General features: G+C 72.4%; 14 protein-coding genes, 1 pseudogene and 1 CRISPR repeat array. Of the genes and pseudogenes, 6 read left to right on the top strand and 9 right to left on the bottom strand.

Annotation, left to right across the window (positions count from 1 at the left end):
• A partial coding sequence (locus ABZW03_RS28225; protein WP_355264070.1) for a nuclear transport factor 2 family protein occupies positions 1–226 on the bottom strand: 226 nt, incomplete at its 3' end.
• Here ABZW03_RS28225 and ABZW03_RS28220 point away from each other — a divergent pair.
• The 4 genes from ABZW03_RS28220 (at position 131) to ABZW03_RS28205 (ending at position 4135) form a co-directional block, all read left to right on the top strand.
• Positions 131–1246: a hypothetical protein gene (locus ABZW03_RS28220; RefSeq protein WP_355264067.1), complete on the top strand. Its 1116-nt coding sequence runs from the start codon at positions 131–133 to the stop codon at positions 1244–1246. The two genes, ABZW03_RS28225 and ABZW03_RS28220, sit on opposite strands and share 96 nt — an antisense overlap.
• Before the next feature lie 113 nt (positions 1247–1359).
• The gene (locus tag ABZW03_RS28215; protein WP_355264058.1) at positions 1360–2115 is read left to right on the top strand and encodes a TylF/MycF family methyltransferase; all 756 of its coding nucleotides are present in this window, start codon (positions 1360–1362) and stop codon (positions 2113–2115) included.
• Between the two features lie 26 nt (positions 2116–2141).
• A complete protein-coding gene (locus ABZW03_RS28210) occupies positions 2142–2939 on the top strand; it encodes a tRNA-dependent cyclodipeptide synthase (protein ID WP_355264055.1) in 798 nt (265 codons plus the stop codon).
• The gene (locus tag ABZW03_RS28205; protein ID WP_355264052.1) at positions 2936–4135 is read left to right on the top strand and encodes a cytochrome P450; all 1200 of its coding nucleotides are present in this window, start codon (positions 2936–2938) and stop codon (positions 4133–4135) included. Before ABZW03_RS28210 ends, ABZW03_RS28205 begins: the two co-directional genes overlap by 4 nt.
• A 90-nt stretch (positions 4136–4225) precedes the next feature.
• Here ABZW03_RS28205 and ABZW03_RS28200 read toward each other — a convergent pair whose 3' ends face one another.
• Complete coding sequence (locus tag ABZW03_RS28200; RefSeq protein WP_355264049.1) at positions 4226–4948, bottom strand: TetR/AcrR family transcriptional regulator; 723 nt, start codon at positions 4946–4948, stop codon at positions 4226–4228.
• A 134-nt stretch (positions 4949–5082) separates the two neighbouring features.
• On the opposite strand from ABZW03_RS28200, the gene ABZW03_RS28195 reads away from it, so the two are divergent.
• Complete coding sequence (locus ABZW03_RS28195; protein WP_355264046.1) at positions 5083–5784, top strand: NAD(P)H-binding protein; 702 nt, start codon at positions 5083–5085, stop codon at positions 5782–5784.
• Here ABZW03_RS28195 and ABZW03_RS28190 read toward each other — a convergent pair.
• Entirely contained in the window at positions 5778–6143 is a 366-nt protein-coding gene (locus ABZW03_RS28190; protein ID WP_355264064.1) for a hypothetical protein, read from the bottom strand. The two genes, ABZW03_RS28195 and ABZW03_RS28190, sit on opposite strands and share 7 nt — an antisense overlap.
• Before the next feature lie 17 nt (positions 6144–6160).
• Positions 6161–6424, bottom strand: a complete 264-nt coding sequence (locus tag ABZW03_RS28185; RefSeq protein WP_355264043.1) for a hypothetical protein — start codon at positions 6422–6424, stop codon at positions 6161–6163.
• A 161-nt stretch (positions 6425–6585) separates the two neighbouring features.
• A CRISPR array of direct repeats spans positions 6586–6979; the repeat unit is 28 nt; unit sequence GTCGGCCCCGCGCTCGCGGGGATTGCTC.
• 105 nt (positions 6980–7084) lie between these two features.
• On the opposite strand from ABZW03_RS28185, the gene ABZW03_RS28180 reads away from it, so the two are divergent.
• Positions 7085–7735, top strand: a complete 651-nt coding sequence (locus tag ABZW03_RS28180) for a hypothetical protein (protein ID WP_355264040.1) — start codon at positions 7085–7087, stop codon at positions 7733–7735.
• Positions 7736–7951: 216 nt separating this feature from the next.
• On the opposite strand, the gene ABZW03_RS28175 is transcribed toward ABZW03_RS28180, so the two are convergent.
• The 5 genes and pseudogenes from ABZW03_RS28175 to ABZW03_RS28155 form a co-directional block, all read right to left on the bottom strand.
• Complete coding sequence (locus ABZW03_RS28175) at positions 7952–8251, bottom strand: hypothetical protein (RefSeq protein WP_355264037.1); 300 nt, start codon at positions 8249–8251, stop codon at positions 7952–7954.
• Between the two features lie 556 nt (positions 8252–8807).
• On the bottom strand, positions 8808–9143 hold the full coding sequence (locus tag ABZW03_RS28170; RefSeq protein ID WP_355264034.1) for a hypothetical protein: 336 nt from the start codon (positions 9141–9143) through the stop codon (positions 8808–8810).
• Between the two features lie 196 nt (positions 9144–9339).
• On the bottom strand, positions 9340–9663 hold the full coding sequence (locus ABZW03_RS28165; RefSeq protein ID WP_355264031.1) for a hypothetical protein: 324 nt from the start codon (positions 9661–9663) through the stop codon (positions 9340–9342).
• 79 nt (positions 9664–9742) lie between these two features.
• Positions 9743–10645, bottom strand: a complete 903-nt coding sequence (locus ABZW03_RS28160) for an immunity 49 family protein (protein WP_355264061.1) — start codon at positions 10643–10645, stop codon at positions 9743–9745.
• A gap of 90 nt (positions 10646–10735) precedes the next feature.
• Positions 10736–10855, bottom strand: a pseudogene (locus ABZW03_RS28155) (hypothetical protein); the annotation flags it as partial.
• Between the last annotated feature and the right edge of the window lie 117 nt (positions 10856–10972).

Here is a 10972-nt window from a genome sequence, read left to right as displayed (position 1 = left end):
CGTCCGGGGTGAACAGGGCGACCAGCGCGGGCACGTCACCGGCGTCGACCAGCTGGTAGTACCGGCGGACCTGGGCGGCCCCCAGCGCCGGGTCGAGCCGCTGCTGAGCGCGGCAGCCGACGAACACCGGCTGGCGCGGGCCGTCGCAGACCTCGGGCTCGACCGGGTCGCGGAGGTCGTCGTCGAGGAACTGGCGGCGCGTTGCGATCCGGTGCCCGCGGAGCACGCCGCGCACCTCTCCTTCGAGATCACGTCGGGCGGTGAACGGGCCTGCCGCCTCGTCACCGTCGACCGCGACGGGCTGAGCTCGCAGCGGGACGGGTGGCAGCGGGCACCGGTGCGGATCACCCATGACGCCGTCGACCTCCTGCGCAGCCTCTACGGTCCCGGCCCCGGCACCGATCGCCTGACCAGTCGGCGGGTGACCACCTGCGCCGAGCTGAACGCGTCCGGCCCGGACCCCGGCCGACTCGACGCGATCGTCCGCGAACGCCGGCGGCTGGCGGTCGCGGTCCAGGCGGTCGTGGCCGCCTGCCAACGGCACCCGGTCGACCTCGGCGGGCTCTCGACCCGGTTCGGCTCGGACAAGTGGGCCGACCTCCACTGGTACACCCCGCACTACGAGCGGCACTTCGCCCGCTTCCGGCACGCGCCGATCCGCCTGCTGGAGATCGGGATCGGCGGTTACGACGCGCCCGACCAGGGCGGCGCGTCACTGCGCATGTGGCAGCGCTACTTCCCGGCGGCACTGGTCCTCGGCCTCGACATCGTCCCCAAACCCGGCGTCCGGGGCCCCCGCATCGCCACCGCCGTCGGGGACCAGGGCGACCCCGTTCTCCTGGACGACCTCGGCCGCCGGTTCGGGCCGTTCGACATCGTCATCGACGACGGCAGCCACCTCAACGCCCATGTCCGGGCCTCCTTCACCGCCCTGTTCCCGCACGTACGGCCGGGTGGGCTGTACGTCGTCGAGGACCTCCAGACCGCCTACTGGCCCGGCTACGGCGGCACCGCCGGCCCGGTCGCCGGCCCCGAGACCTCGGTCGGCCTGCTCAAGCAGCTCATCGACGGCCTGCACCACCAGGAGTGGGCGCCACCGGCGGCAGCGCCCCGGCCGTCCTACGCCGACCGCCACGCCGTGGCCCTGACCGTCTACCACAACCTCGCCTTCATCGAGAAGGGCGTCAACTCCGAGGAGGGCGCCCCCGCCTTCCTCGACCGCGGGTGTTCCAGTCCACCGGCGTGACGTCCGCCAAGCCCTCCGGACCGATCCGAACCGATCCGAACCGAATCAATCCAGACCGAGCCAGACCGAGCCGGACCGAGCCGGACCGAGACCGACCTGCCAGGGAGACACCAGTGGACGACAGCGACAGTGACGGGCACCTCTACCTGGACCTCCTGAAGAAGGTCCTGACCAATGTCATCTACCAGGACGGCGGGCTCACCCCGGACGGACCGACCGGCTATCGGCCCGAGGAGCGGCACGGAGGGCTGGACTGGCCCGCCGCCGCCCACACGATGATCGGAATGGAGCGGCTGGACAACCTGCACGACTGCCTGGAGCGGGTCGTCGCGGACGGCGTCGACGGCGACCTCATCGAGACCGGCGTCTGGCGCGGCGGGGCCTGCATCTTCATGCGCGCCTTCCTGAAGGCGCACGGCATCACCGACCGCCGCGTGTGGGTGGCCGACTCCTTCACCGGCATCCCCGAGGTGGGCGCGGACGGGCACCCCCTGGACCGCGAACTGGCCCTGCACCAGGCCAACGGGGTACTCGGCGTACCCCAGGAGGAGGTGGCGGAGAACTTCCGCCGCTACGGGCTGCTGGACGACCAGGTCACCTTCCTCCCGGGCCGGTTCCGGGACAGCCTGCCCCAGGCGCCGGTCGAGAAGCTGGCGCTGCTCCGGCTCGACGGAGACCTCTACGAATCCACCTGGGACGCCCTGACCCACCTGTACCCCATGCTGTCCACCGGAGGGTTCGTGATCATCGACGACTACGTCATCCCGGCGTGCCGGGCCGCGGTGCACGACTTCCGTGAGGAGCAGCGGATCGACGACCCGATCCGACGGATCGACGTCTGCGGCGCGTACTGGCGGCGGAGCCTGTGACCGCGGTCCCGGCGGAAGCCGTCACGGTGCACCCCCTCAACGAGCAGTCGCGGGAGATCCTCGACAGCGGTGAGGCCGCCGTGTTCGGACTGAGCCCGTTCAACGGGTTCTACCGGCCCGCGACCGTCGAGACCCTGCTGGCCTGGGCCGCCGGAAGGTTTCGGCACGTCGAAGCCGTCCTGCCCGGCTACGAGACGGCCTTCGGCCTCATCGCCTGCGGGCGGGCACCCCGGGAGGCCGCGCAGAGCGCGACCCGGGCCGTGTGCAGGATGCGCGCGGCGGCACGGCGCGCCCTCGACGCCTCCGGACCGAACCCGCACGACCGGGTCAACAGCTGGACCCGGCTCGTCAACCGGAAGCGCTACCGCGAGCTGCGCGCTCAGGTCGACGAGGTCTTCCGCTCGGACGGCCGGTTACGGGAGCTGTGCCGGGAAACGTCCCGCTGCTACCTCAGGACGGTCCTCGGCGGTGAGCCGACCCCGGCGCAGATCGAACTCAACCTCGGCTACGTCCTCGCCGAACTCCCGCTGGTCCTGGACCTGCCCGGCATCACGGGGACCCGGACCGCCCTCCTCCTCTACAACCGTCCCTGGCCTTTGCAGCTCGCCCTGTGGAACGACGAGGTCCCGGCCCTGGCCCCGGCGCCGGGCCACGGCTTCGCCACCATCGCCCTGGCCGTGGAGCCGGCCGTCGCATCAGCTGTCGAGCCGACCGTCTCATCGGCTGTCGGGCCGGCCGTCGCACGCGTTGTTGAGCCGGCCGCCGCATCGGCCGTCGAACCGGCCGCGCCGCTGAACGCCCGTACCAGAGGAGCCCGGTCGTGACCCCGTCGGACACCGACATCCTCCAGTGGCCGCTGCCCGCGGGGGAGCACGGGACCCCGCCTCCGCTGTACGCCACGCTGCGGCGGGAGCGCCCGGTCTGCCCGCTGCGCATGCCCAGTGGGCAGACCACCTGGCTGCTGACCCGGCACGACGACATCACCGGAGTCCTGACCGACCCGCGCTTCTCCAGGAACCTGGTCTACCCGGGCGCGCCGCGACTGATCGGTGAGGACTTCAACTCCGTGCCCGGGGGCATCTTCAACCTGGACGCGCCCCGGCACACCCGGGTGCGGCAGATCCTCAACCCCCTGTTCAACCGGCGATCCGCCGAACGGCACTCCGCCGCCATCGCGGCGCACGCCGAGGACCTGCTGACGGCGATGGCCGAGGGAAGCAACCCCGTGGACCTGGTCGGCGCCTACACGGCGCCCCTCGCCCTGCGGGTCAGCTGCGGCCTGCTCCGCATCCCGGCGGACCGGCGCGAGGCGCTGCACGGCTGCTTCCGTGAGCAGACCAGCCAGAACGCGGACCGGACGGACGTCGCGGCCGCCACCGAGCAGATCGGCGCGCTGGCCGCCGAGATCGTCGCGGACAAGTGGTCCGCCCCCGACCCGACCGAACCGGTCGGCGCTCTGATCGCGGCCCACCAGGCCGACGAGATCACCTCCGACGAGCTGCACGGAACCGTCAGCTACCTGCTCGTCACCGGGATCGAACCGCTCGTCTCCTCGGCGTCCACGGGCATCGTCACCCTGCTCAGGCACCCCGAGGACCTGCAGAGCGTCCTCGACGACCCGCGGCTGTGGCCCGCCGCCGTGGAGGAGATCCTGCGGTTCCACCACAACGGCTACCTGTCCAACCCGCGCGTCGCGTTGGAGGACACCGAGATCCGCGGCGTGCTGATCCGCGCGGGGGAGTCGGTGGTCACGCCGATGATCGCGGCGACCTGGGACCCGGGCCACTACAAGCACCCCCACCGGTTCAACATCCACCGTCGTACGGACGGATCGAGGACCTTCGGCGCCGGCCCGCACTTCTGCCTGGGCGCCTCCCTGGCCCGGGCGCACCTGCGGATCGCTTTCGAGGCGCTCTTCACCCGGTTCCCGAAACTCATCCTCGCGATCGACGCGGACGAACTCCCCTGGGACGAGGACAACCTGTTCACCCGCCCCCTCGTCCTGCCGGTCGCGTGGTGAGGGGGCGACGGCCCGGATGGTCACGCGGCGGCCGCCGCCGTTCCCACCCGGCTCTGGCTTTGGCTCCGGCTCCGGCGCGAGCTCGCGAGGTTACCGTGGAGCGCCGGGGGCGAGGCCCAACGATCGGACCAGATGGGTGAGTTCGGCGTGGAAGAGCTTGTCCGGCGAGAGCGTTTGGGCGCGCAGGTGGCCGTAGACCTCCAGCGTGACCAGGCCGTGCAGGTGCCCCCAGATCCGCAGCGCCAGGGCCACCCCGGCCGGCGGTAGCGCGGGGAACGCCGGGCGGACCTTGTCGAGCAGGCCGGGGTCGAAGTCGTCCCAGCCGAAGTCGGCGTCCCCGTAGGCCTGTTCGGCGCCGCCCCAGGCCGCGTCCGCCAGCGCGGCGATGCCGACGCAGACCCGCCGGGCGGCGTCCGGCGCGGCGCCGCCGGCCGGGGCCTGGTAGCCGGGGACGGGGTCGCCGTAGATCAGCCGGAAGCCCTCGGGGTTGGCCAGCGCCCAGTTCCGGAAGGCGCGCGCCCAGGCCTGTATCCGCTCCGCCGGGGCATCCTGCGCGGAGGCGGCCCAGGCTGCGTCGACGGCGTCGGCGAGCGCGGTGTAGACGTCCGAGATGAGGGCGGTGACCAGGTCGTCGCGGGTGGCGAAGTACCCGTAGATGGCGTTGGCGGTCATGCCCATCTCGCGGGCGATCGCCCGGAGGGTGATCGCGTCGGGGCCGCCCGAGCCCATCAACTCCAGCGCGGTGCGCTTGATCTCGGCGGTCGTCTCGATCCGCAGCCGCTCGCGTCGTCCGGTGCTTCGGGTGCCTGTCACGGACTCACTCTACAGCGTCACTGTACTGATTGCCGTTCAGAAACTTCACGCCGTATAGTTTTCGCACGGCGTGAGGTCGTCCGGCCTCGTGCCGTGCATCCAGCACGACCACGGCATGAACAAAGGGGAGAACCATGCACATCGGCGTCATCGGAGCCACCGGCACCATCGGCAGCCGGGTCGTCACCGAGGCCCTCCAGCGCGGACACCGCGTCACGGCGTTCAGCCGGGACGCCTCCACGATCACCGACCAGCGGGAAAACCTCGACTGGGCGAGCGTCGACGTCCTGGACGCCGCGAGCATCGCCGCCGTCCTGCCCGGCCTGGACGTCCTGATCAGCGGCTTCCAGCCAGGGAACGCGGCGAAGGACTTCGCCGACACCGTCCAGCGCTCGATCGCGGACCCGACCGTCTACGCGGCTGCCGCCCGGGCCCTGCTCAAGGCCCTGGAAAGCCACCCCCGCACCCGGCTGATCGTCATCGGCGGCGCCGGCAGCCTGGAGATCGAGCCGGGCGTCGTCCGCGCCGACCACGAGGACCTCATCCACGCGTCGCTCGACGAACTCGGCCTGCCCCGCGAGTACGCTGCCGCCGTCCGCGGCCACCGGGAGGCGCTGAACGTCCTGCGCACCTCGAACCGGCTCTGGACCTACTTCAGCCCCGCCGAGCAGATCGCCCCCGGCGAGCGCACCGGCCGCTTCCGCGTCGGCGGCGACCAGCCCGTACTGGACGCCGACGGCCTGAGCCGGATCTCGGCCGAGGACGCCGCGGTCGCCCTGGTGGACGAGGCGGAGCTGCCCCGCTTCGTCCAGCGCCGGTTCACCGTCGGCTACTGAGCCGGCTGCCGGTCGGCCTCACCCGCCGGTGGGCCTGTCGGGCGCCGCGAGCGGCGCGGGCCCGCCGGGGGCGGGTGGGGAGGCAGGCCCGTTCGTCGTCGGTGAAGGTCCGGGTAGCCGATGATGCGGCGGAGTTCGCTCTGCCACCCCTGCGGGCCCAGGGTCAGGGCGCCGCCGGGGCCAGAGGAGAGCCCGACGAAGACGGTATTCCTCCTCGCCCCGTTCGACGCGCAGGGCCGTTCGACGTGCAGGGCCGTTCGGCAGGTCGCGGCCGGGGAGCCCGTCGGGACGCGGATCAGCCGGGTGAACAGCCGACGGGCGATCGTTTCGTCCGAGGTCCGCAGCTGCTCGTCCCGCACCTGGTCGGCGTGGGCGCTCAACGCGCCGCTGACGCCGCCCAGTTCGCGGTACACGCCTGGTGGGTCAGCAGGCCGCCGGGCAGCGGGGCCTCCAGCCGCAGGACTGCCATGTCCCCGCCGCCCGAGTCCAGGGGCAGTATCCAGTGCTCGACGCTCGCGAACACGCCTGCGTTCATGCCCGCGTCGCCGGTGGCGGAGGCGGGCTGCAGCGGCAGGTCGACGTCGAGCCGGGCGGTGGCCGCGGACCGCCTCGCGCCCGCGATACGGGGGACCGTCCTCACCGGCCAACAGCCCCGTACGATGATGTCGAAGGCTCAGAATCGGCTCGCCAGGGCGCAGCTGGGGGAGGTGGTTCCTGGGGCGTCGATCTCGCAATGCGGGCTCCGGATTCGAACTGAATGGATTGGCACACTCTGAGCCCAATCGCCGCAGGTCAGGAAGTGTCGGCCCCGCGCTCGCGGGGATTGCTCCCAGGTCGTCTACGGCCGCAGCGGCAGCGACCAGTCGGCCCCGCGCTCGCGGGGATTGCTCCGGCATCAGCAGCATGGGTTCCTGGCTCAAGGAGTCGGCCCCGCGCTCGCGGGGATTGCTCCTCGGCGTCGGTGTCGCGGAGTTGCTTCTTACTGTCGGCCCCGCGCTCGCGGGGATTGCTCGGTGAGGGGGTGAGGCTGTGGCGGGCGACCGCGGTCGGCCCCGCGCTCGCGGGGATTGCTCCGCCGGCCGAGATGAGCGACGAGCAGCTCGGCGGTCGGCCCCGCGCTCGCGGGGATTGCTCCCATAACGCCAAGCGGTTCTTGTTCGCCGAGGAGTCGGCCCTGCGCTCGCGGGGATGGCTCAGCCAGAGCATGGACGCCCCGCCAGCAGCGCCCCGGCGCTACTCAGGCGGCTGTTGAGTACGCCCGCTCATGCGCTCCGGGCGGCCGCTTCCTACGGTGATCCGCATGGACACGAACGCGGCTCCCGCCCACCCCCAGCCCTCCGACAGCCCGCGCTGGGCCACCGGCTGCGGGATCGGGCTGGCCGTCCTCACCGCCCTGGTCGTCCTGGGAGCCGTGGCGTTGGCCAAGTTCGAGGACTCCCTGACCCAGCACGGGTACGTCAAAGGCCCCGGAACCGTGGTCGAGCCCTTGCACGCCGGTGGGACCGCCCGCTACGACGACGGTCTGAGGATCACCGTGAGCCCGCCCCGCCGGGAGCCCGACAACAGCTTCAGCTTCACGATCACCTACGACAACGGCACGGGCGAGGAACTGCGCCCGGGCGGGACGTCCCCCGACACCGGCCTCGGCACAACCGGTGGTTCCGCCCCCGTCGTGGTCCGCTCGGGGAAAGCCCTCGACTCCGGCACCCCGTCCCCCACCCCCGCCTCCAGCGCCGGGCCCGGCCCCGCTCCCGTCCCGGCTCCCGGCGTGACCTTCCTGGACCGGGCCGTGTCCGTCACCGCCCTCACGCCGCCCCTCGGCACGGAGCAGAAGCGCACCGTGCCGGTACGGGTGAAGCCCGACAGGGCGGGTGGCCCGGTGACGGTGGAGGTCGCCCCGAAGTCGCCCGGGTTCCGCGACACCGCGTACTGGCAGTTCGACCTCAGCTGACCAACCGACCGTGCGTACGGGTGCCGCGCCTGTCGACGCCCCCCCAGCGGAAAACTCGACCCGGCGAGAAGCGACCTGATCCCGTACCCCGCCGCCGGCATCCACGGCGCCCTCACCGACCCCGGCGGCCCGGCCCACCGCGGTTGGCCGCCTGCGGGACGGCCCTGGCTCATCCGTGCGCGCCCTCTGCCGCTTGCCCCGGGAGCGCGAGGGGGTTCAGAGGGTGAGGGGGATACGCCCGTAGGTCGAGCAGAACTCGCAATCACAGCTGGTGAGGGAGTTCGCCCGGCAATGGGCGGGCGGCCAGAAGCGGGCCGCACAGGGGCCCGGGTCGAGCGGCGTCTCGTCGCCGGACACTGTCCTGTCGCACCAGGTGCAGCGGATGGCCGCAGGGACGCCGGCCTCCCGCAGCCGCCGGGCCGCCGCGACGGCCATGTCGAACGGGAAATCCTCCAGAACCACCGCAGGGGCACTGCCCAGGAGCAGTTTGCTGTGCCACAGGCTCAGCCCGGTCACCGCCCTGACGGCCCGCAGGGCTTTCGCTCCCCGTCCCCGGGTGCGGTCACCAGCGCGGTGAACGGTGGATCCTCCACGGGCGCATCTCCTCCGGCGACGGGACGACCGCCTCAGTGTGTCGGCGGACAGCCCCCTGGCCCCACCGGTTTTTTCGGTGGTCGCCGAGCCACCGAGCGGTGCCTGAAAGGTCGTTGTCCTCCGAGAGGAGGCCGGGCACCTGGCCGGGATCGTCGCCGACGGTTCGAGGTTCGCCCCACCGATCCGCCTGGAACGGGACCTCAGACGTCTCGCTCACCTGGATAAGACCATTTCCGGGCAGGAACAGGGCCGGTCACAAAAGGAGGCGTGGTGAGCGCCGCAGCTGAGGGGGAACCGACGCAGGTCCGTGAGCACAACGTCAGGCTCTCCGTCCCGATCTCCCTGGACCCGTCTCGGCGGACACCGGCCCGCTGATCGGGCACCGGAACCGGCTCTCATGAACAGAGCCGGCGACGCCTCCGCCGCGCAGGCGGCGAAGGCGTCGTAGGGCCGAACTGTACGGCCACGGAGGGGTGTCTCATACCAGGGTGATGGTGAGCTTGGCCCCGCCGTCCTCCGTGATCTTGCAGTCGTAGAGGGAGCCGTCCGTCTGGCGGGTCGCGATCGTGGTCTGCGAGGCGTCGGTCCAGTGCAGGCGGACGGACCCCTGCGCGACGGTGTTGCCGGGATACGCGGTCCTCCGCACGGCGATCTGAGCCACCACTTCATCGGTTCCCTTGAGCGGCAACTCGATCTCCGCGTACCCGCGGCCGTTCTCGACCTCGACCGGTTCGAGCTGGTACGGGATGAAGGTCAGGATGTAGTCACCCGCGTTCCCGCTGGCCGCGACAAGCTGGACCTGCAGTGTCGGCATGGGAGCTCCTTTGCATGCGTCGTCAGTGAGTTGATCTTCTCGTAGCACTGCCCTGAGCATGACGAGAGTCACTCGAACGAGTACAGATCTCAGTGAAGTGCTACACGCCGACGCCGAAAGAGGTATGCCCCGGCCGGGTGCTGGATCGTCAGCTTGTCGAACACGCCGGCCCGGCAGGATTCCTGGCGTCGTCGGCTCAGATGAACGCGACGATGAGCAGGACGGCCGCCAGCAGGAGGACGACGGTCAGGGCGGGCGCGCCGGGGCGCCCGCCGGGTTCGGAGGTGACGGCGATCCACGAGACGAGGGGGACCGCCGGCGAGAGAACGATCGCCAGCCACGTCACGACGCCCGTGGGAGCCCCGGCGACCTCGGCTCCGAAAACGGTCGTGAACATCACCGCCAGCCAGGCCGTCGCGGTCAGCACGACCCAGGCCGCGCGCGCGGTCCACCGCTCGACCGGGTCGGCCGCGCGGAAGTTGGTGCGGGTCATCGTCAGGATCCGGGTCAGGTTCGCCACCGGAACATCCTGTCGAACAACCCCGCCTGGCACCAAGTGGGGAGCGCACCGCCGAGGGCGGGTCCAAACCAACAAGCGATCAGTGTGCGGCCTCCGGCTCCCGACCACCTCCTCCGTCCAGCCCGGCGGCCTGGAGCAGGCGCGGCGGGAGGTAGGGCGACCGGACGTGAACGGCCCAGCCGCGGCTGCGGCGGGCGTGGCAGGCGAGGCCGAGGATGTCGAGACTGAGTGCGGCATCGGGCTCGGTGCCACGGTCGGCGACGGAGTGGTGGTCGCGGTGGGCTTCCAGGGCGTCCAGCAGGGCGAGGTTGAAGCTGGTCTCGTCGCCCCGGACCAGCTGGGAGAAGAGGACGACCGGGGGCGGGAGGAAGCCCTGGTCCCGGGTGCGCTCCACCTCCTTCAGCGCGCGTTCGGTGGCCGGGAGCGGGTCGGCTCCGCGCAGGTGGTCGTGCAGGGCGGTGCGGTACGGGGCGAACGGGGAGCGGTCCTCGGCGGCGATCGTGGGGCCGGCCAGGACGAGCGGTTCGAGGTCCTCGGGGCTGCCGGTGATCAGGGCGAAGGACAGGGCCGTCTCCCAGAAGGCCGGGCCGAAGTCCCTGTCCCGGCGGGCGGGGAAGCGCAGCAGCCGCCCGTCGATCGTCACCTCGGCCTCGGTGCCCGGCTCGGCGAGGGCGACCCGGAACACGGCGGCCCCCAGCTGGGAGCCGAGCCGCAGGTTGGCGAGCAGGGCGTCGGTGGCGTCGGCGGACTGCGAGGCGCGCGCCGACAGGAGGTAACTCTGGTAGCGCAGGGCGCCCGTGAGCTCCCACGCGTCCAGCGGCTCGCCCTCCTTCGGCGTGATGGCCTCCAGGGTGCGCCGCTCGAACCGTGCCGCGCTGTCCGGGCTGAGCGGACGGGGCGGGATCGGCCGGTCGAGGTCGACGGGCCCGGCGGCGAGCCGGGCCACGGCGTCGGGGCGCGGGTCGCGGCCCAGTGCCCGCACGCGCGGGCCGGGGGTCTCGAAGCCGGTGACCAGGGCGTGGGGGAGGTAGTCGGTGTCGACCGCCGGAGTCCAGCCGTGGGTGCGGTACGCGAGGGCGGCGAGGGCGATCGGGACGAGCGGCAGGAGGCTCGCAGGGCCGGTGCCGTGCGGGCCGTCCTGGAGGAGCGCGAGGAGGGCGGCGTCGAAGGCGTCGCGGTCCCCGGCGGTCAGGGCCCGCAGCGCGCGCAGACCGGGCTGCCGTACACGTCGCCGGTCCGGTTGCCGAAGTAGATCCCGGCCGGGTCGGCGTCGTCGGTGCGCAGGGCGTCGCGCAGCACGATGCCGTAG

It is taken from the genome of Kitasatospora sp. NPDC004799, assembly GCF_040609095.1.
Lineage (GTDB): Bacteria > Actinomycetota > Actinomycetes > Streptomycetales > Streptomycetaceae > Kitasatospora.
This window is presented reverse-complemented; position numbering and strand designations above follow the sequence as displayed.

What these genes read in the sequence shown, in the direction of transcription:
- ABZW03_RS28195 (WP_355264046.1), top strand. Translation starts at nt 5,083, where the DNA reads ATGCACATCGGCGTCATCGGAGCCACCGGCACCATCGGCAGCCGGGTC.
- ABZW03_RS28180 (WP_355264040.1), top strand. Translation starts at nt 7,085, where the DNA reads ATGGACACGAACGCGGCTCCCGCCCACCCCCAGCCCTCCGACAGCCCG.
- ABZW03_RS28170 (WP_355264034.1), bottom strand. Translation starts at nt 9,143, where the DNA reads ATGCCGACACTGCAGGTCCAGCTTGTCGCGGCCAGCGGGAACGCGGGT.